This window comes from Mesorhizobium sp. C268A (assembly GCF_040324475.1).
GTDB lineage: Bacteria > Pseudomonadota > Alphaproteobacteria > Rhizobiales > Rhizobiaceae > Mesorhizobium.
On the sequence record NZ_JAMYVX010000001.1, the window covers coordinates 1,916,299 to 1,936,814 of the forward strand.

Sequence of the window (20,516 nt, forward strand, 5' to 3'; positions counted from 1 at the left end):
CAGATTTACAGGCAAGCAGTCAAACACAACACAGGTTTTCTCTTATTTTTTACCGGAAATGGCGGTTTTCCTCGCTCTCGTCGCGGCGCAATGTAAATGAGTCACACACAGACGACGCACACCATCCCAGGGCGCGGCGTTTCAAGACACTGACATCGATTGATCTGGAGTGACCAATGACTGATTTTTACAATCTTGTCCCATCCGCGCCCGAAGGCCGCTTCGACGGCATCGAACGAGCCTATTCGCCGGACGATGTGAAGCGGCTGCGCGGGTCGGTCCAGATACGCCAGAGTCTTGCCGAAATGGGCGCCAACCGGCTGTGGAAGCTCATCCACGAGGAAGACTTCGTCAATGCACTCGGCGCCATGTCGGGCAACCAGGCGATGCAGCAGGTGCGTGCCGGGCTGAAGGCAATCTATCTTTCGGGGTGGCAGGTCGCCGCCGACGCCAACACCGCGTCGGCCATGTATCCGGACCAGTCGCTCTATCCCGCCAATGCGGCGCCCGAACTGGTCAAGCGCATCAACCGCACGCTGCAGCGCGCCGATCAGATCGAGACCTCGGAAGGCAACGGCCTGTCGGTCGACACCTGGTTCGCGCCGATCGTCGCCGATGCCGAGGCCGGCTTCGGCGGACCGCTCAACGCCTTCGAGATCATGAAGGCGTTCATCGAGGCCGGCGCTGCCGGCGTCCACTATGAGGACCAGCTGGCCTCTGAGAAGAAGTGCGGCCATCTCGGCGGCAAAGTGCTGATCCCGACCGCCGCGCATATCCGCAACCTCAACGCGGCGCGTCTGGCGGCCGACGTGATGGGCACGCCGACGCTAGTCGTGGCACGCACCGATGCGGAAGCGGCAAAGCTTCTGACCTCCGACATTGACGAGCGCGACCAGCCTTTCGTCGACTACGATGCCGGCCGCACGGTTGAAGGCTTCTACCAGGTCAGGAACGGCATCGAACCGTGCATCGCGCGCGCCATTGCCTATGCGCCGCATGCCGACCTGATCTGGTGCGAAACATCCAAGCCCGATCTGGCGCAGGCCAAGAAATTCGCCGAAGGCGTGCGCAGGCATCATCCGGGCAAGCTGCTCGCCTATAATTGCTCGCCGTCGTTCAACTGGAAGAAGAACCTCGACGACGCGACGATCGCCAAGTTCCAGCGCGAGCTCGGCGCCATGGGCTACAAGTTCCAGTTCATCACATTGGCCGGGTTCCACCAGCTCAATTTCGGCATGTTCGAGCTGGCCCGCGGCTACAAGGCGCGGCAGATGGCGGCCTATTCCGAGTTGCAGGAAGCCGAGTTCGCGGCCGAAGTCCACGGCTACACCGCGACCAAGCACCAGCGCGAGGTCGGCACCGGCTATTTCGACGCCGTGTCGATGGCAATTAGCGGCGGCCAGTCGTCGACCACCGCCATGCATGAATCGACCGAGCACGTCCAGTTCAAGCCGGCAGCGGAATGAACCGATCGACATAACCAACAGAGGAAACGCCCGAAGGGCAAGGGAGAAGAAAATGGCATCGATAAGCCGCGTCAAGGAACGTGCAGAAGAGCAGTCCACCACGATGAGTGTCGACCAACAGGCGACCATCCGCATGCTGGCCAACGACCTGCACCGGCTCAATCAATCGGTGATGAAGGCAGTGGAGGCCGGCGTCTCGGTGGAACTGGTGCGCTCGGCCCGGCATCATGGCGGCGACGGCAATTGGGGCGACCTGCTGATCCCGGTGATCGTCACGCAGAAGAGTCACGGCTGATCTTCCCTTACGGAAGCTTTGTGCTTGTGGAACCTATGGGCCCCGTCGCTCACTGGCCGATTTCAACGTCACCCGCGGGTTTTCAGCGCGGGTGACTTTCGCTTTTGAGCGTAAACTTAACTACAGTTCGAAAACAGACCTTGTCTCCGAGGTTTAATATTTCCGGCTATATTTCGCAGGTCCGTCATTTCAGCTTGACATGGCGGGCGATCTCACGCCAATTGGCTCTCGGATTTCAACCCTGCATTGAAGCAGCGCCGAGTGCCCGCCCCGCCCATGTGCCCTGTGAACCGCGAGACCGACACCGCCAAACATCTGAATTCGTCAAGCAGGGACGCGAACTCCGAGATATCAACGGATTTCTCCCACGTGCTGGTCGTTGGAAAATCGCCGATCAACCGGGTGGTGGTGTCGAAGATCGTCGAGAAGTCCGGACTGAAGCCGATCTCCGAGTCGCCCGAAATGGCGGCCAAGACATTGCGAACCCTCATTCCGGGCGCCGTCGTTCTCGATGGCGGCCCCGACAACGAGGACTGCCGCGCGCTAATGGCGGCCATCGACGCCTTGCGGCGGACATCTGGGCGGTCGCTCCCCAAGGTGATCCTGCTTTCAACCAAGACCGGCACGCCCGACAGCCTGGGCCTGTCGAGCGTGGTCGATGTGGTGGTAACCAAGCCGATCACCACCGAAAGGCTGCAGCCGGTGGTCGACCGGCTGATCAGCCTCGGGCGCGGCTGATCGCAATCCGCCCGAACACGTGCGGGGCGGTCAGCGTTCCTTGCCGATGCTCTCGATCAAAGCCGGCAGTTCGCCAAGATCGACAAGCTGACGAAAACGCGGTGCCTCGACCGGCGGCTCGACGTGTTCGAGCACCCAGGTCAGCTCGTGCGGCACATACACACCCCAGCTGCCGGCCTCGATGGCCGGCACCACGTCCGACTTGAGCGAATTGCCGACCATCATGCTGGTCTGCGGGCTGCCGTGACGGCCAAAGATCCTGGCATAGGTGGCGGCGCTCTTGTCGCTGACGATCTCGACGGCATCGAACAGGTCGCCAAGGCCGGACGCCGCCAGCTTGCGCTCCTGGTCGAACAGATCGCTCTTGGTGATCAGCACCAGATGGTAGGCGCCGGCGAGCCTTTCCACGGTCTCACGCGCATGCGGCAAAGCCTCGACCGGATGTCCCAGCATGTCGCGGCCGGCGGCGAGGATTTCGGCGATGGTCGACCCCGGCACACGGCCCTCGGTCACTTCTATTGCCGTCTCGATCATCGACAAGGTAAAGCCCTTGATGCCGAAGCCGTAGACGGCAAGGTTGCGCTTCTCGGCCTCCAGCAGCCGTGCCGAAATGTGCTCGGCCTCGCCATGGTCGGCGAGTAGGGTTGCAAAATGCTTCTCGGTCAGGCGGAAGAACTGTTCGTTCTGCCATAGGGTATCGTCGGCGTCGAAGCCGATGGTGGTCAATTTGCCTGGCATACGGTGTCTTCTGCTGCTCGATCTGCGGGAGGTTGACCCTAATCTGCGTGGCGCGATTTTCAACCAGGAAGCCGAAGACAGGCAGCTCCCCTTCCCTTCCATCACCGGCAACAGCTATACTGTGATAATTGCAACCCAAACTGGTGAATGATGCCGCCTGCGAAAAAGGAAGTCCGTCCGTCGACCCGCGGAGGACGCGTCCGAACGCCTGCCTTCGTGAAAAATCAACGCGGCGTGAAGAACTGGAAGGAAGTCAGCGCTTGGCTGGAATGGCGCGGCATCGAAGACATAGAATGCATCACGCCTGATCAGGCTGGCGTCGCGCGCGGCAAGATGATGCCGTCGAAGAAATTCACTTCCAACACCTCGCTGGCGCTGCCATCGGCAGTGTTCATGACGACGATTTCGGGCGGCTATCCCGAGGACGGCAACGGTTTCCACTATCCGGAGGATGATGGCGACCTAAAGCTGATGCCGGATCTGTCGACGTTGACCGTCGTGCCGTGGGAAGAAGACCCGACGGCCGCCGTCATCTGCGACCTCGTCCATCAGGATGGCCGTTCGGTCGAGTTCACGCCGCGCAACGTCCTGAAGCGCGTGGTAGCAGCCTATGACAAGCGCGGGCTGAAGCCGGTGGTGGCGCCCGAGATCGAATTCTACCTAGTGCGCAAGAACCCCGACCCGGATTACCCATTGACGCCACCAGTCGGGCGTTCCGGGCGGCCAATCGGCGGCGGAGCCGGCTATTCGATCGCCGGCGTCAACGAGTTCGACGAACTGATCGACGACATCTACCATTTCTCCGAAAGCCAGGGCCTGGAGATCGACACGCTGATCCACGAGGAAGGCGCCGGCCAGCTCGAGATCAATCTGCGTCACGGCGATCCGGTCGAGCTCGCCGATCAGGTGTTCATGTTCAAACGCACCATCCGCGAGGCAGCGCTCAAGCATGAGATCTATGCCACCTTCATGGCCAAGCCGATCCAGGGCCAGCCAGGTTCTGCCATGCACATCCACCAGTCGATCATCGACAAGAAGACCGGGCTGAATATCTTTTCGGCGAAGGACGGCTCGGAAACCGACGACTTCTTCCATTTCATCGGCGGCATGCAGAAGCATGTGCCGAACGCGCTGGTGATGTTTGCCCCTTACGTCAATTCCTACCGCCGGCTGACGCAGTCGGCCTCGGCGCCGGTCAACAACAAATGGGGCTATGACAACCGCACCACGGCGTTCCGCGTGCCGCGCTCGGATCCGGCGGCGCGGCGTGTCGAAAACCGCATCCCGTCTTCCGACGCCAACCCCTATCTGGCGCTGGCGGCCTCACTTGCCTGCGGGCTGATCGGCATCACCAACAAGATCAAGGCCGAGCCTCCGGTGCTGACCACCGCAAACGCCGATGAGATCGACCTGCCGCGCGGCCTGCTCGAAGCCGTCGACCTGTTTGAGGGCGACGAGGAGCTGTGCGCCCTTTTGGGCAAGTCCTTTGCCGCAACCTATGCAGCGATCAAGCGGGCGGAGTTCGAGACCTTCATGGAAGTGATCAGCCCGTGGGAGCGGGAGTATCTGTTGCTCAACGTGTGAGCGGCGACTTCGTCGTGTGAATGGTGAATAGTGAATGGTGAGTAGTTTCATATTGGATGGATGAGCGCAGACGTCGTGCGTCTCGCAGCCATTCACCATTCACCATTGGCTGGTGTCCCCATGCCTTACCAATCACCTATCTCCCCCGGTCGCTCCTGGTACGAAGACACAGCCGGACCACGCCCTGAGTACCCTGCCCTGGACGGCGACCGCAGCTGCGACGTCGTCGTCGTCGGCGGTGGCTTCACCGGGCTGTCGGCGGCCGCTCATTTGGCCAAGGCGGGAGCCGACGTCGTTCTGATCGAGGCGCATCGCTTCGGCGACGGCGCTTCAGGGCGCAATGGCGGCCAGCTCGGCACGGGCCAGCGCGCCTGGGCCGAAGAGATGGAGGCCGAATACGGCTTCTCCCGCGCCAAGGCGCTGTTCGACCTTGCCGAGGAGGCGAAAGCGCACCTGCTCGAATTCGCCGCCGTCAACCAGATCGACATCGACTATATGCCCGGCCAGTTGTCCGTGGCGCACAAGCCGCGTTATCTCGACGACTACAAGGCGCATGCCGAGATCATGGCGGGCCGCTTCAATTATCCGCACATCGCCTTCATGGATGCCAGGGAAACGGCCGAACGGCTGGGCTCCACACGCTACTTCGGCGGCACCCGCGACACCGGCACCGGACACATCCACCCGATGAAACTGGTGATCGGCACGGCAAAGGTCGCGGCAGCGGCCGGCGCGCACCTGTTCGAGCAGACACTATCGACCGGTGTTACCTCCAGCGGCGGCAAGGTCAGGGTGACGACTTCGAGAGGAACCATCACCGCCCAGAAATGCCTGATCGGTGTAAATGCCTATGGCGGCACGCTCGAGCCGGTGAGTGCCGCGCACATCATGCCCATCGGTTCCTTCATCGGCGCGACGGTGCCGCTGGGCGTCGATTCGAAAGTGCTGCCGGGCGGCGAGGCGGTCGACGATTCGCGTTTCGTCGTGCGTTATTTCCGCAAATCCAGGGATGGAAGGCTGCTGTTCGGCGGGCGCGAGGTCTATGGCGTCAACGATCCGAAGGACATCCATGTCCATATCCGCCGGCAGATAGCCGAGCTTTATCCGGAACTGAGCGATGTCGAGATCACCCATGGCTGGGGCGGCTATGTCGGCATCACCATGCCCAGGAAACCGTTCGTGCGCGAGGTGATGCCCAATGTGATCTCGGCCGGAGGCTATTCCGGCCACGGCGTGATGCTGTCGAACTTCTTCGGCAAGCTCTATGCCCAGACCGTCGCCGGCAACCGCGACAGACTGAAGCTGATCGAGGACCTGAACATCCCGGCTTTTCCCGGCGGCCGGCGATTTAGAACGCCATTATTGTTCTTGGCACTGAACTGGTTTGCCCTGAGGGACCGAATATAGGGAAAGTATCTCATATCAGCCGTGGCTGGTACTGAGCCGATTCTATTGAGCTGTTGGTTGCCGCAGCGAGACGTTGCAGAATCCTTAACAAGAGCGCACAATTCCCCTGAGGGCGCACTGATGCCACAATCAAGGGCAAAGGATGCCGGTTCTGGGCGATTGAACGGGGATTTCTGCGGGCCTGCCCGCTTTGTTGTTGGGACCGATGCCGATCGAATGCCGGGCTGCCGGCGCCGATCGAAAGAACACCGGCTCATCTTTTGGAGGTGGCAAGAGTGAACGAGCCCTTCAGTTTCGGCGCGCCGGAACGTCGGCGCTTCGCCATGCAATTCGGTTATGACATGCGGCCCTCCTTCTGGCAGGGGGTGCGCACGAATTCGCATCTGGTGATCGCCGCGGTCGGCACCGCAGCGCTGCTTGGTGTGGCGGGCATAGCGCTTTGGCTGGCATTGCCGGCCAACGACCGGCAAGCGATCGCCAGCACACAGCAGAACGTTCCGACTTTTCCGGTCAAGACGACCAAGATTGCCCCGGTCGCGGCGACGGCTACCGCGGTAGCGGCGCCACAAGCCGCGCGCAAGGGCGACGCGGTTTCATCGACGGTCGCTGTGGGTGGGGCTGCGATGCCGCCGCTGTCGGCCAACGATCCGCGCTGGACTGCGGCGCAATCCAACAGCGACCCTGCCGCGACGCCATCCGATCAGGCGCCTGCCGAGCAGGCTGCCGCCAAACCGTCCGATGCCGCGGCATTCGAAGAACCGGCGGCCCAGGGCGACGCCACGACGCAGCTGTCAAAGGTCGCTGCTGCCGCCAATGACGACGACGCGGAAACCGCCGCCATACCGACGCCAAAACCGCAACTTCCAGACGAGCAATCTTCCGCCGCAACGAACGATACCCAGACCAAGGCCAAGCCACAGAAGGTGGCTGCTGCAGCCGGCACCGGACGCATCCTCAGGACAGTGACAATGCGCAGCGGTCCGCAGAAAAACGCCGCCGCCATCGGCACCGTGCCCGCCAAGTCATCGGTGCAGGTGATGAGTTGCAAGAAATGGTGCCAGATCGTCTACAACGGCAAGCGCGGCTGGATCTACAAGAGCTACATCAAGACCGGAGCTTGAGACACAGACGAAGCCGCCAGATCTGGTCAGCCGCCGAGCAGCCATCTGAAACGGTGTCTTCTGCGAGCAAGTTGGCGCTTCACCAGGAAATCCCGGTGTTCCTCGAACGGCACCTCATAGAGGCCGCACATTTGGCAGCTTTCGGACTTGCCGCATAGCGGGGTCCAGCATTTCACATCGTGCGTCCAGGCGAGCGCGATCCTTTCCAGATGAAGGTTGGACGAACTTTTCAGCAGAATCAGTTCTCCTGGGACCGCCGTCTGTTTGATGTGATCCGAAACTTCCTTGGGACTGCGAAGCTCAATGAACCGGCCGCTGTCGCGGTCGGCCTGGCTGGCGCGCGAGCGATGCGCATTGTCGCCCGTGTAGATGACCTCATCGGCGATTTCGCGCGCGATCTTGTATGCACTGCCGTATTTCCTCGGCGAGCCGGCGAAGTCGGATATCTGCCCAAGCACAATGCGCTTGCGAGCGACCTTGGCCTTTGCGATCATCTCCAGGGCAATGTTGAGCGAATGCCAGGGCGCTTTGGCCGTATCGACCAGGAATTTCGGACCCGCTGATACCTCTTGCACCGTAGAGCGGTTGGGCAGTGGTGCAAACGATGCCGTTCTCGCTACGACTTGCTCTGGCGGGACGCCAAGTTCCAAGGCGGCGGCAACAGCCGCTGCAGTCGGCAGCCAGAATTGCTCGCCGGGAAAAGGCGCTTGAATATTCAGGCTGCCACTGCGCCAATGAAGGGTGAACCGCAGCAATTCCGGATACGCGGCATGCACGTCACTCACGCGGTAGTCTGCCTCGCCGGACTGGCCGAAGGTCGCAATCCGGCATTTCGCGCCAGACGCCATGCCGATCACCAGTGGGTCATCGCAATTGAGAACCGCAAGTCCATCGGGTTGGAGTGCCTCGACCAGCGCCCGCTTCTCTCCCGCCACAGCTTCCAGAGTCCTGAACTTGCCGAAATGCTCCAGACGGATCATCGTAACCACCGCCACACTCGGCTTCAGCATCTGCGCCATGGCGCTGATCGTGCCGAAGTCGGAAGCGCCGGCTTCGAAAACGACGTAATCGACTTTGCCGGCCTTCCTCAGGCGCTTGTAAAGCGTTCGAACCAACACCTTCATAGTGTTGGCCAGAACCTGTGTGTGGACCGAACCGTGGCCAGCCAGGATGTGTCCAAGCAGGCTTCCCGCCGTCGTCTTGCCGGAGCTTCCGGTAACGCCGATGAAAATTGCCTTGCTTCGCGCCCGCGCACGCGTGGCCAGGTAAAGCCGCAGCCGCCATCCCAGATCATAGCGACTTTTCTGCTGCCTGATCTTCATCACCCGCCAACACTATCCACGATCCCGTTATGCCTTTCGGGTGATCGAGAAGTCAAACTGGGGTCCGGCGTGACGACGTCAACTGTTCGTTCCTCGGCCGGCCGGCGCACCGATGCGAACTTTTGCCGACGTTGCTCTGTCTGCCGTGCATTGCGAACAGCGAGGTACTTCCCGAATTGCTCAAATGCAGCGGCCGCCGTCGACCTCCAGCGCCACGCCGGTGATGAAGGCGGCTTCGTCCGACGCAAGCCAAAGCGCAGCGTTGGCGATATCGAGCGGCGTCGACAGACGGCCGAGCGGTATCGAGGCACGGAATTTCTCGCGGATCTCGGGCGTGTCAGTGCCCATGAATTTCTCCAGCATGCCGGTCTCGCCGGCGACCGGGCAAAGGCAGTTCACGCGGATGTTCTTGGGCGCGAGTTCGACCGCCATCGACTTGGTCGCAGTGATCGCCCAGCCCTTCGAGGCATTGTACCAGGTGAGCCCCGGACGCGGCCGCAGACCGGCGGTCGAAGCCGTGGTCAGGATGACGCCGCCGCCCTGCCGCTCCATGATCGGCACCACGGCAAGTGCGGCGTGGTAGATCGCCTTCATGTTGACTGAAGTGATCAGGTCGAAGGTCGCCTCGTCGACGTCGAGCATGTCGCCATTGCGATGGGTGTAGCCGGCATTGTTGACCATGATATCGATGCGGCCGAAGGCGCTTTTTGCGGCATAGACCATCTCGTCGAATTCGGAACGCTGCGAAACGTCGGTCTGGGTCCAGATCGCGGCCTGGCCGATCTCTGCTGCAACGCGCTCCGCGCCCTTGGCGTTGAGGTCGGCGACGACGACCTTGGCGCCCTCTTCGGCAAAGCGCCTGGCCATGCCTTCGCCGAAACCTGACGCAGCACCCGTGATGACGGCAACCTTGTTTTCCAGACGCATGCTTTTTCCGCTCATTGAAGACCCACCTCGCAAGCGCATTTTTCCTTTTTGTTTGATGCGTGTCTGTCTCCCAGAACCGCTTCGCACTTCTGGGCGACACGCATTAGCTTTCGTCACATTCCCGCTTTATGTTGCAGGCGCGAAAGCCCCGGGACCATCGCTTGACGAAAAGCCTCCGGGTGGCAGCCAGTGTCAAGGCACATTTGGAGCGAATCAATATGCAGTGATTTGGCCTTGATGTGACACCATGGCACTGGATAGTTTAAATCGATTAGATTATATCCTGCCGCGTCACAGCGAGCGGCGTCAAAGCGGACAGACCATGACCAGCCAGATCATTCCCGTCGAGCCTTTCGACTTCATCATTTTCGGCGGCACCGGCGACCTGTCGGAACGCAAGCTGCTGCCCTCGCTCTACCACCGCCAGCGCGACCACCAGTTTTCCGAGCCGACCCGCATCATCGGCACCTCGCGCTCCAAGATGAGCGACGAGGAATTCCAGGCTTTCGCCAAGCAGGCGATTTCCCAGCATGTGAAGCCGGCCGACATCGACGCCGAGGAACTCAAGACATTTCTTGCCCGGCTGTCCTACGTATCGGCCGATGCGACGACGGGTGCCGGCTTCGACAAGCTGAAAAAGGCGATCGGCGAAAGCGACCGCATCCGCGCTTTCTATCTGGCGGTGGCGCCGGCGCTGTTCGGCGACATCTCGCACCAGCTGAAAGCCCACAATCTCATCACGCCGAATTCACGCATCGTGCTGGAGAAGCCGATCGGCCGCGACCTCGATTCGGCGCGCAAGCTCAACGACGTGGTTGGAGACGACTTCCACGAAAGCCAGATCTTCCGCATCGACCACTATCTCGGAAAGGAGACGGTGCAGAATCTGATGGCGCTGCGCTTTGCCAACGCGCTCTATGAGCCGCTTTGGAATTCTGCCCATATCGACCATGTGCAGATCACGGTGGCCGAGACCGTCGGTCTTGAAGACCGCGTCACCTACTACGACAAGGCCGGCGCGCTGCGCGACATGGTGCAGAACCACATGCTGCAGCTGCTCTGCCTGGTTGCCATGGAGGCGCCATCGTCGATGGATGCCGATGCCGTGCGCGACGAGAAGCTGAAGGTGCTGCGGGCGCTGAAGCGCATCAACGGCAATGAGGCACCCAAGCACACCGTGCGCGGGCAGTACCGCGCCGGCGCCTCTGCAGGCGGCGCGGTGAAAGGCTATGTCGAGGAACTCGGCAAAGACAGCTCCACCGAGACCTTCGTCGCCATCAAGGCCGAGATCGGCAATTGGCGCTGGGCCGGCGTGCCGTTCTATCTCCGGACCGGCAAAAGGCTGGCGACCCGCGTTTCGGAAATCGTCATCGAGTTCAAGCCGATCCCGCATTCGATCTTCGGCGACAGCGCCGGGCCGATCTCAGCCAACCAACTGGTGATCCGGCTGCAGCCCGACGAAGGCGTCAAGCAGTTCATCATGATCAAGGATCCAGGCCCGGGCGGCATGCGGCTGCGCCAGATTCCGCTCGACATGAGCTTTGCAACATCTTTCGACGGTCGCGCGCCGGACGCCTATGAACGGCTGATCATGGATGTTATCCGCGGCAACCAGACGCTGTTCATGCGCCGCGACGAGGTCGAGGCGGCATGGAAGTGGATCGACCCGATCCAGAACGCCTGGGAAAGCGCCAGGCAGGAGGCGCAAGGCTATACGGCCGGCACATGGGGTCCCTCGGCCTCGATTGCGCTGATCGAACGCGACGGGCGGACATGGCACGAAAGCAATTGAGCGAGCCCGTCTATAACTGGAACGGCTTTGCCGGGCGCCAGGACCTGGCGGCAGCCCTTGCCGGCAATGTCGCGGCGCGCCTGACCAAGGCCATCGACGAGCGCGGCACGGCCCTGCTTGCCGTTTCCGGCGGCACCACGCCGGCAAAGTTCTTTGCAGCACTTTCGGCCATTCCGATCGCCTGGAACAAGGTGACGGTGACGCTGGTCGACGAACGGTTCGTGCCGGCCTCCTCGCCGCGCTCGAATGCGGGGCTGGTGGCGGCCAACCTGCTGCAGAACAAGGCGGCTGCCGCGCACTTCGTGCCGCTCTACCATGAGGCGGCAAGCATCGAGACCGCCGCGGCGGCCGACGATGCGGCGCTGAAGGCTCTGCCCTGGCCCCTCGATGTCGTCGTGCTCGGCATGGGCGGCGACGGCCACACCGCCTCGTTCTTTCCCGACGCCGAGAATCTCGGCGATTTGCTCGACCCGGCCTCATCAAGGATCGTGCTGCCGGTTCACGCGGCAAGCGCCGGCGAACCCCGGTTGACGCTGCCGCTGGCGCGGATCGTCGGCGCCGGCTTCATCGCGCTGCATATAGAAGGCGAGGACAAGCGCACCGCCTTCGACGGTGCGATGGGACCGGGTGCGAAAAAGCCCATCCGCAAAGTGCTCGAAGCGGCACCCACCCCGGTAGAGGTGTTCTGGGCACCCTGATTTCACGCAAAGTAGTCCCGGCAGACGGTGGAGGACGTTCTTCCGGGGCTCGAAAGGACCGACCATGACAGCCAGACGCGACATCGAAGCCATCACGGAACGCATCCGCCAACGCTCGAAAGCCGGCCGCGAGCGCTATCTGGGCCGCATCGCCGAGGCGTCCAGCCGCACCGCCAACCGGGGCGTCCTGTCTTGCGGCAACCTCGCGCATGGCTTTGCCGTCTGCAGCCCGTCTGAAAAGCTGGCGCTCGGCGCCGACAAGGTGCCGAACCTCGGCATCATAACCTCCTACAATGACATGCTGTCGGCGCATCAGCCCTTCGAAACCTTCCCGGCGCTGATCAAGGAAGCCGCGAAGGAAGTTGGCGGCATCGCGCAAGTGGCCGGCGGCGTGCCCGCCATGTGCGACGGCGTGACCCAGGGACAGCCCGGCATGGAGCTGTCGCTGTTTTCGCGCGACGTGATCGCCATGTCGGCGGCGATCGGCCTGTCGCACAACATGTTCGACGCCGCCGTCTATCTCGGCGTCTGCGACAAGATCGTGCCGGGGCTGGTGATTGCAGCCCTCACCTTTGGCCATCTGCCGGCGGTGTTCGTGCCGGCAGGGCCGATGACGACGGGCCTCCCCAATGACGAGAAGGCCAAGGTCCGCCAGCTCTATGCCGAGGGCAAGGCCGGACGCGCAGAACTGCTCGAAGCGGAGTCCAAATCCTATCACGGGCCGGGCACCTGCACGTTCTATGGCACCGCCAATTCCAACCAGATGCTGATGGAGATCATGGGCCTGCATACGCCCGGCGCGTCCTTCGTCAATCCAGGCACGCCGCTGCGCGACGCGCTGACGCGCGAGGCGACCAGGCGAGCCCTGGCGATCACCGCGCTCGGCAACGCCTACACGCCGGTCGGCCGCATGATCGACGAGCGCTCTTTGGTCAATGGCGTCGTCGGCCTGCACGCCACCGGCGGCTCTACCAACCACACCATCCATCTCATCGCCATGGCCGCGGCGGCCGGCATCACGCTTACCTGGCAGGACATTTCCGACCTGTCGGAAGCGGTGCCGCTTCTCGCGCGCGTCTATCCGAACGGGCTTGCCGACGTGAACCATTTCCATGCCGCCGGCGGGCTCGGCTTCCTGATCCGCGAATTGCTCGACGAAGGCATCCTGCATGAGGATGTGCAGACGGTATGGGGCGAAGGCCTGAGGCCCTATGCGGTCGAGGCCCGGCTCGGCGAAGATGGCGGCGTCGTGCGTGAAGCCTCGCCGCTGCAGAGCGGCGACGAGAAGGTGCTGGCACCGTTCAAGAAAGCCTTCCAGCCGACCGGCGGCCTGAAGGTGCTTGCGGGCAACCTCGGCCATGCCGTCATCAAGACCTCCGCCGTGAAGCCGGAACGCCGCGTCATCGAGGCGCCGGCCAAGGTGTTCGACAGCCAGCAAGGCCTCAACGAAGCCTTCAAGGCCGGCACGCTGACCGGCGACTTCATTGCCGTCATCCGCTTCCAGGGCCCGAAGGCCAACGGCATGCCGGAACTGCACAAGCTGACAACCGTGCTCGGCATCCTGCAGGATCGCGGCCAGCGCGTCGCGCTGGTCACGGACGGGCGCATGTCTGGCGCTTCCGGCAAGGTGCCGGCGGCGATCCATGTAACGCCGGAAGCGGTCGAGGAAGGACCGATCGCCAGGATCCATGACGGCGACATCATCCGGCTCGACGCCGATGCCGGCACGCTGGAAGTGCTGGTGCCGGGGCCCGAGCTCGCGCTGCGCCGCACGGCCGACATCGATCTCATCGGCAACGAGTTCGGTTTCGGCCGCGAGCTGTTCGCCGGTTTCCGCCAGTTGGTCGGCCGCGCCGACCATGGCGCCAGTGCTTTCGGCACTGCCTGAGGCATCATTGCCTATTTTGTAAAAAGGGCGGCTCGAGCTCGGTTTGAGGCCGCCCTTTGGTGAGGGATGGATGGAGATTACGGCTGAACCGTAATCTCGCTCCGTTCGCCGGCCTTGACCGTCACCGGCATTTCCTTGTCATGGCCTTGATCGGACATGTGGCGGAGGACGACATAGTCGCCGGCCGGGATAGTCTGCTGCCAGGTGTCGCCATAGTTCAGGCCGAGCGCCTTGCGGTTGCCCTGGATATCCTTCTTTGACGACAGCACCTCGATCGAATAGGCGCCCGGCGCCGACATCACCAGCACGCCGGCATCGAGCGTCACCTTGACGTCCTTGACGTCGCCAACCTTGACGCTGAAAGGCTGCTCGACGGTTGCGAGCTCAAGCGAGGTGACCGCGACATAGTCGTCCGGCGGCAGCCAGAATTTGCTGTCGGGCCCATAGGAGTGGGCGACATCGTCACGCGAGCCGTCGATCTTTTTCTTGGCCTTGACGATCTGGACGCTGATGCCCGAGGAGTCGGCCTTGTCGCCGCCTGCAGTGTAGTAGGCGTTGACGGCGGCATGGCCGACGCCGACGACTATGTCTTTTTCCACAGTCTGCCCGGCGGCGAGCTGGATGTTCTCGGTCACCGAGCCGCTGCCGATCGCAACCGTCACCTTCTGCTCACCAGCCGGCACGATGATCCTGGTGTCGCCATAGTGGGTGGTGCTGCCGCCCGGGAAGGCGAAATCGACATGGGCTTCGTCACTGATCTCGGCGCCCTGGCTTGGCTTCGGATGGATGAGCATGGTGCCGGCGTTCAAGGTGAAGAGCGGCTTGTAGACCTGGCCCGCCTCGATCTTGACCTTCTGTTCCGCCCGAGCTTCGTCGGCGCGCGCGACGACGACATAGTCGCCCGGCTCGAGATTGGCCTCGTAGTTGTTGTACTGGGTGGTGACGGCCTCGCCGCGCGTGCCATCGGCCTTGGCCTTGTAGACCTCCCAGGCATTGCCGTCGGTGATCGGATCGCCGCCATCCGCCATGACCACGCTTGGGACGAAATTGAATTCGGGCTTTGCCGGTTCGGGGGCTGGAGCTGGCGCTGGCGCCGGTGCGGGTTCAGGTGCCGGCGCGGCGACGGTTTCGATCAGTGCTTGCTGCAGCGCCTTCTCGTCCGAGGCCTGGATATATTTGCCGCCGGTGTTGTCGGCGAGACAGGCAATCTGCTTGCCCTCGTCAGCGGTCAGGCCGAAGCCGACGACGTCGACGGTGAAATCGACGCCTGAGGCCTCCAGTTCCCCGCCCAGCGCGCACGGGTCACCTTCGCAGGTTTCAAGCCCATCGGTGATGAGAACCACGGTCGCCTTGTCCTCGGTGTATTTCAGAGCTTCGGCCGCCTGCTTGACGGCTGCGGTCAGCGGCGTCTTGCCGAGGAATTTCAGGCTGTCGGCAGCGGCCGAAATGGCGCTAGCCGAGCCGGCTTGCGGCGGCACGATCAGCTCGATGTCGTCGCAGCTGCCCTTTTCGCGGTGGCCATAGGCCATGAAGCCGATCTCGTCGTCGCCCGGGACCGACTGCAGTACGGTCCTCAGCGATTCGCGCGCGATCTCGAGCTTCGGCTTGCCGTCGATCTGGGCCCACATCGAGCCTGAAGCGTCAAGAATGATGATAACCTTGTTGGCGGCAAAGCCGAGCGAAGTCATCGACAAAAGGAGCAGCGCCGCAGCGACGCTCCGCAAAAGTCCCGCCATGGAAATCTCCTTGAGGCCGCCCTCTTATATGCGGCGGCAAGCTATTTGACGCCGCGTCCGGGCACAAGCCCCGGAGCGGGTCACGAACGGTTGCCGTGTAACAGGATCGGCGCCGGCCGAGGCCTGTTCCGAGGCCGGCTAAGCACCGCGTCAGTACGTGGTGCGGCGCTCTTCGGAAGGGGGCCGGCCGAATTGCAGCCGATAGCTCTGCGCGAAATAGGAGTGCGAGGTAAAGCCGGTGGCAATGGCCACGTCGAGGATCGGCATGTTGGTCTGGCGCAGCAGTTCGCGCGCCCGCTCAAGCCTGAGCCGCATGTAGTAACGACCGGGCGTGACGCTCAAATGGCGCAGGAACAAGCGCTCGACCTGGCGCACCGACAGGCCCGCCGATTTGGCAAGCTGCACGGCTGATAGCGGCTCGTCGAGATGGTCGGCCATCAGTTCGACGATGCGCCTTAGCTTCTCCGACTTGCCGGTCAGGTCGCGCTCCGGCCCGACGCGCTGGCGGTCGCCGGCGGAGCGGATGCGCTCATGCTGGAACTGGTTGGCAACGCCGTTGGCGAGGTTCGAGCCGAAGTCGCCACGCACGATCTCCAGCATCAGGTCGATCGAGGTCGTGCCACCGGCGCAGGTGTAGCGCTTGCGGTCGATCTCGAAGACGTTGCCGGTGCAGTTGATGTCGGGAAAGCGCTCGACGAAGCCGGCGCGGTTTTCCCAATGAATGGTGCAGCGATAACCTTCGAGCTGACCGGCTTCGGCCAGGAGGTAAGAGCCCACCGACAGCGCGCCGAGCGCATTGCCGCGCCGGCCCCAGCTGCGCAGCGCCCCCAGCACCTTGCTCTTGCCGGGGAACTCGACCGACAGGCCCACCGACACGAACAGGATATCGACGGGCGGCAAATCGGCGACGGCATAGTCGATCTTGAGCGGCAGGCCGTTGGAGGCCATGACGGGATCGCCGTCGGCCGAGACCGTCGTCCAGCCATAGAAATCGCGGCCGAGCAGGCGGTTGGCCGAGCGGAAGGTATCGATCGCCGCTGCCAGCGAAAACATCGAAAACTTGTCGACCAGCAGGAACGCGAATTGCCGGCCCCCTTGAACGGGATCATCCACGACCGGCCGTTCAGAGGGTACAGTAAGGTTCGGCAAAGAAGCTGCTTTCTGGGTCAGAAGGAAGGCCGCTTCAAGCCGGCCGCAAGGTAGGCTGAGGCTAACGTATTGGCCATCAGCATGGCAATGGTCATCGGTCCGACACCGCCGGGCACGGGGGTGATGGCGCCGGCGGCCTTGGCCGCTTCGGCATAGGCTACATCGCCCACGAGGCGGGTTTTGCCTTCGCCCTTCTCGGGTGCGGCAATGCGGTTGATCCCGACATCGATCACGGTGGCGCCGGGCTTGACCCAGTCGCCCTTGATCATTTCGGGCCGGCCGACGGCGGCAACCAGAATGTCGGCTGTGCGGGCCAGCGCCGGCAGATCCTTGGTGCGGCTGTGGGCGATGGTGACGGTGCAGTTGGCGGCAAGCAACAGATTTGCCATCGGCTTGCCGACGATGTTGGAGCGGCCGACGACGACCGCGTTGAGGCCGGAAAGATCCTTGCCGCGCACGCGTTCGATCAAAAGCATGGAGCCGGCCGGCGTGCAGGGCACGAAGGCTGTTTCGAGTTCGCCGGTGCCGAGCTTGCCGACATTGATGAAATGAAAGCCGTCGACATCCTTTTGCGGTGCGATGGCCTGGATGATCTTGCCGGCATCGATATGGGCGGGAAGCGGCAGCTGTACCAGAATGCCGTTGATGGCCGGATCGGCGTTGAGTTCGCCGATGATCTTCAGCAGTGCCGCTTCGGACGTGTCGGCCGGCAGTGTGTGCTGCAGCGAATGAAAGCCGCATTCCTTGGCGGTGCGCGACTTCGACGCGACATAGACCTGGCTTGCCGGATCCTCGCCGACGATGACCACCGCTAAGCCGGGCTGGGCCTTTCCCTTGGCGACCAGGTCCTCGGTCAAGGCCTTGACCTTCTGAACCACGTCTGCGGCGACGATCTTTCCGTCAATCACTTCGGCCATGACCATCCTCGACATCATTCCAGCCAAGGCGCGGCGCGCGCCTTGAACGTTGCTTCGTGCATGTCGTTGTTCCAAACGTTCCGCCCATTCGGGTAAAGCCCGACGGCAGCGCTTTTTGGGCGCCATGCTGCGCGGCATTGTCACGAAATTTGGCCTAAGCAATCCCGTCAAAGCGCCGTCACATGCCGTAAACTCGAAACCGGCAGCTTTTATTCTGTGCTGACGGGCTCAGAGCGACTCATCCTTTCACGGAAAGGCTGAACCGCTCTATATTCTTGTTTTGACGCAATTCCCAAGGGAAAGCGCGCTACGCGCTTTTCCCGGGAAAACCGTTTCACACTTTTCCTGGAATTGCTCAGAAATAGCGGCGGTGCGAACGGCTTTCGGTGAGTTCGCGCACCGCTTCGCGAAATTCGCGCAGGCTGGCGCGGATATCGTCGATTTGCGCCTGCTGGTCTTCCGGCGCCGCCCCAGCGGGCTGCGGAGAAGACCACGGCCCGGACGCCGCGGGCATCGGCTGAGCCTGCGAATAGGCATAGTCAGCCGGCTGACGAGGCTGCGCGTAGCCAGGCTGCTGCGCAGGGGAATTGGCGTGCGGAACCTCGTTCCGGAAGTCCGGCTGGCGATAGCCCACAGGCTCCTGCACCGGCCTTGTATATTCGGCGGCTGGTTGGGCGCGGTAGGTCTCGACGGGTTCGCCTGACGTCCCGCTACCCGGCGCGGCTTTGCGCATCGCCGAGAACAGTCCGTCGAACAGACCTGGGCTCCGGGCGGGAGCGGCCGCGGTCGGCAACACCGGAGGTGCTGCCGGTGGCGGCGCCACAGGCAGCGGCGCGCGATAGACCTTGTCCTCGACCGGAGGGGGGCGCTCGTCCATTCTGCCGCGCGAACGCGAATTGGCAGCGCCGCGCAGGCTGGCAAAGGCGCCGCGCATGGCGCCGACACCGATGCCCGAAGCAAGCCCGAGCAGCAGGCCGGCCATCGCTATTACAGCCCGCGACGGTCCGTTGGGTTCGAGCGGCGGTTGCGCGGGGGTCATCAGATTGATGTTGGTGGTGTTGATGTTTTGCTGTTCGCCGGTCTCCTTGGCGCGCAGAAGGTACTGTTCGTAGACGGAGCGTTTGGCCGTGGCGTCACGCTCCAGTTCGCGCAGGCTGACCAGATCGCTGTTGACGTCGCCGCTCTGGACCTTTGCCTGAGCCAGGCGGGAAGCGAGATCCTGCTCAAGCTGAACCGAGCGCTTCAAATCGACCTGCAGCGACGAGGCGATGCGGCGCAGTTCGCCTGCGATGCGCTCGCGCGAGCCGTCGAGCTGGGCGTTGAGCGCCTGGTATTCGGGATGACGCGGTCCCAGACGCACGGCGGCGCGGTCGGCCTCCTGCTTCAAAACTGCATATTGCGCGCGCAGTTCGCTCATCGTGTTGGAATTGATTTCTTCCGGCAAGGTGCCGTTGATGACCGAATTGACGTCCAGCGAACGCGCCGACGCGGCCCGGGCATTGAGTTCCAGCGTACGGGCCCGGGTGACTGAGAGCTGCTCGTTGAGCTTCAGCATCTGGTCGTCGCTGATCAGATGGCCCTGCGCGTCGACGAGATCATGCGTGGCCCTGAAATCCTCGACCTTGCGCTCCGCTGTCTCGACATTCTTGCGCAGGTCATCGAGCTTGGCCGTCAGCTGGTCCGTCGCGCGCCCGGCCATCCCGAACTGGTATTGGGCCGCCTCCTGCTGGAAAACGTCCCTGGTCGTATTGGCTATCTTCGCCGATTTGTCGGCGCTTTGAGTGGTGGCGCTGATGGAAACGACAAAGCTCTTGCCGCTGCGCTCAACCGACAGGCTCTTGGCCAGATTGCCGACCGCCAGCGCCTGGCGGCGCACTTCACCGCCGCCGCCAGGGCCATCCTGGCGCGACAGTATCGAGCGAATGAGCGACAGGACGCCAAGGCCGCCAGAGCCCTGTCCGTTGAATTCCGGATCGTCGACGAGATTGAGATCGGCCACGACCTTGTCGAGGACCTTGCCGGATGTCACCATCTTGATGCGGGTTTCGACAACAGCCAGCGCCGCATCGGGCTGCCCGACCGGTTGGGTGAGATCGTTGTCGGAAAGCTTCAGGTCGCCTGGCTCGATGACCATCTGTGTGGTGGCTTCGTATTTCTTCGGTGTCGAAACGGCGACGGCGACGCCGAGCACCGTGCCCAATATCGTCGTCGAGACGATCAGCAACTTGGAACGACTAATGCCGCGGACGACCTGGAGCGGATCGATCAGCGGCTTCCATTCCTGCCCGTCATCGTCGTCGCGGTCCGGTCGCTGCTCGTGGAAAGAGCGGAGCTCATAGGCGGCGTGCTGCTGACGCCGGCCGGAAACAGGCTCCTCACGCGCGCTGGCGGCCGAAACGGGTTCGCCGTCGGCCTGGAACTGCGGCGGCTCGGGCGGTGACGTTGGCGCCGGATTCGACCGCGCCTCGCGTTGCGAGCGGGCTATGCGGTGACGCGTGGCGGCATCCTCGCGCCATGACGGATCCACCCGGTCACCGATCGAGACCGCCGACGCATCCGCCGCCTCATCGCCGCGCACGGCTTTGCCGAGCGCCAGGAGGGAACGCTCGCGCCTCCAGTCTTCACGGTTTTCCCTGTCGACCATTGTCTCGAAACTTTACCTTCGACGGCGCGGGAGCGGCGGTCGGCCAATCGTTAAGTCACGCTAAACAGGCATGGGAAACAAAAGGTTAATTTCC

At 62.8% G+C, this 20,516-nt stretch carries 16 protein-coding genes; 9 read left to right on the plus strand and 7 right to left on the minus strand.

What is annotated here, in order from left to right; translation table 11 throughout:
• The first annotated feature begins 176 nt into the window (after nt 1-176).
• From aceA to NKL06_RS09435, 3 genes are all read left to right on the plus strand, one after another.
• Nucleotides 177-1,466, plus strand: a complete 1,290-nt coding sequence (aceA, locus tag NKL06_RS09425; protein WP_023681876.1) for an isocitrate lyase — start codon at nt 177-179, stop codon at nt 1,464-1,466.
• Nucleotides 1,467-1,518: 52 nt separating this feature from the next.
• On the plus strand, nt 1,519-1,761 hold the full coding sequence (locus NKL06_RS09430; RefSeq protein ID WP_023669318.1) for an SMc00767 family acetate metabolism repressor: 243 nt from the start codon (nt 1,519-1,521) through the stop codon (nt 1,759-1,761).
• Between the two features lie 276 nt (nt 1,762-2,037).
• Nucleotides 2,038-2,499, plus strand: coding sequence for a response regulator (locus NKL06_RS09435; protein ID WP_023669317.1), 462 nt, complete (start codon nt 2,038-2,040; stop codon nt 2,497-2,499).
• Nucleotides 2,500-2,529: 30 nt separating this feature from the next.
• On the opposite strand, the gene NKL06_RS09440 is transcribed toward NKL06_RS09435, so the two are convergent.
• Entirely contained in the window at nt 2,530-3,237 is a 708-nt protein-coding gene (locus NKL06_RS09440; protein ID WP_023692382.1) for an HAD family hydrolase, read from the minus strand.
• Nucleotides 3,238-3,384: 147 nt separating this feature from the next.
• Between NKL06_RS09440 and NKL06_RS09445 the strand changes: the two genes are divergently transcribed.
• The 3 genes from NKL06_RS09445 to NKL06_RS09455 all read left to right on the plus strand — a co-directional run bounded on the left by NKL06_RS09445 (nt 3,385) and on the right by NKL06_RS09455 (nt 7,349).
• Nucleotides 3,385-4,821, plus strand: a complete 1,437-nt coding sequence (locus NKL06_RS09445; protein ID WP_023681878.1) for a glutamine synthetase family protein — start codon at nt 3,385-3,387, stop codon at nt 4,819-4,821.
• A gap of 120 nt (nt 4,822-4,941) precedes the next feature.
• Nucleotides 4,942-6,228 (plus strand): NAD(P)/FAD-dependent oxidoreductase, encoded by a 1,287-nt coding sequence (locus NKL06_RS09450; protein ID WP_023692383.1) that lies wholly within the window; start codon nt 4,942-4,944, stop codon nt 6,226-6,228.
• A 275-nt stretch (nt 6,229-6,503) separates the two neighbouring features.
• Complete coding sequence (locus NKL06_RS09455; RefSeq protein ID WP_023692384.1) at nt 6,504-7,349, plus strand: SH3 domain-containing protein; 846 nt, start codon at nt 6,504-6,506, stop codon at nt 7,347-7,349.
• 26 nt (nt 7,350-7,375) lie between these two features.
• Here the strand turns inward: NKL06_RS09455 and NKL06_RS09460 are convergent, their stop codons facing one another.
• Entirely contained in the window at nt 7,376-8,671 is a 1,296-nt protein-coding gene (locus NKL06_RS09460; protein ID WP_031193252.1) for a Mur ligase family protein, read from the minus strand.
• 180 nt (nt 8,672-8,851) lie between these two features.
• Nucleotides 8,852-9,598, minus strand: coding sequence for an SDR family oxidoreductase (locus tag NKL06_RS09465; protein WP_027049416.1), 747 nt, complete (start codon nt 9,596-9,598; stop codon nt 8,852-8,854).
• A 322-nt stretch (nt 9,599-9,920) separates the two neighbouring features.
• Between NKL06_RS09465 and zwf the strand changes: the two genes are divergently transcribed.
• From zwf to edd, 3 genes are all read left to right on the plus strand, one after another.
• Nucleotides 9,921-11,390: a glucose-6-phosphate dehydrogenase gene (zwf, locus tag NKL06_RS09470; protein WP_023669307.1), complete on the plus strand. Its 1,470-nt coding sequence runs from the start codon at nt 9,921-9,923 to the stop codon at nt 11,388-11,390.
• The gene (pgl, locus tag NKL06_RS09475) at nt 11,372-12,088 is read left to right on the plus strand and encodes a 6-phosphogluconolactonase (RefSeq protein WP_023692386.1); all 717 of its coding nucleotides are present in this window, start codon (nt 11,372-11,374) and stop codon (nt 12,086-12,088) included. Before zwf ends, pgl begins: the two co-directional genes overlap by 19 nt.
• Before the next feature lie 64 nt (nt 12,089-12,152).
• Nucleotides 12,153-13,976, plus strand: coding sequence for a phosphogluconate dehydratase (edd, locus tag NKL06_RS09480; RefSeq protein WP_023692387.1), 1,824 nt, complete (start codon nt 12,153-12,155; stop codon nt 13,974-13,976).
• Between the two features lie 77 nt (nt 13,977-14,053).
• On the opposite strand, the gene NKL06_RS09485 is transcribed toward edd, so the two are convergent.
• The 4 genes from NKL06_RS09485 to NKL06_RS09500 all read right to left on the minus strand — a co-directional run bounded on the left by NKL06_RS09485 (nt 14,054) and on the right by NKL06_RS09500 (nt 20,422).
• Entirely contained in the window at nt 14,054-15,712 is a 1,659-nt protein-coding gene (locus NKL06_RS09485) for a vWA domain-containing protein (RefSeq protein ID WP_023692388.1), read from the minus strand.
• A gap of 150 nt (nt 15,713-15,862) precedes the next feature.
• A complete protein-coding gene (locus NKL06_RS09490) occupies nt 15,863-16,861 on the minus strand; it encodes a GlxA family transcriptional regulator (RefSeq protein WP_032906022.1) in 999 nt (332 codons plus the stop codon).
• 17 nt (nt 16,862-16,878) lie between these two features.
• A complete protein-coding gene (folD, locus tag NKL06_RS09495) occupies nt 16,879-17,778 on the minus strand; it encodes a bifunctional methylenetetrahydrofolate dehydrogenase/methenyltetrahydrofolate cyclohydrolase FolD (protein ID WP_023669302.1) in 900 nt (299 codons plus the stop codon).
• A 355-nt stretch (nt 17,779-18,133) separates the two neighbouring features.
• Nucleotides 18,134-20,422 carry a GumC family protein gene (locus tag NKL06_RS09500; RefSeq protein ID WP_023692390.1) on the minus strand — a complete coding sequence of 763 codons (2,289 nt, stop codon included), beginning with the start codon at nt 20,420-20,422 and terminating at the stop codon, nt 18,134-18,136.
• Between the last annotated feature and the right edge of the window lie 94 nt (nt 20,423-20,516).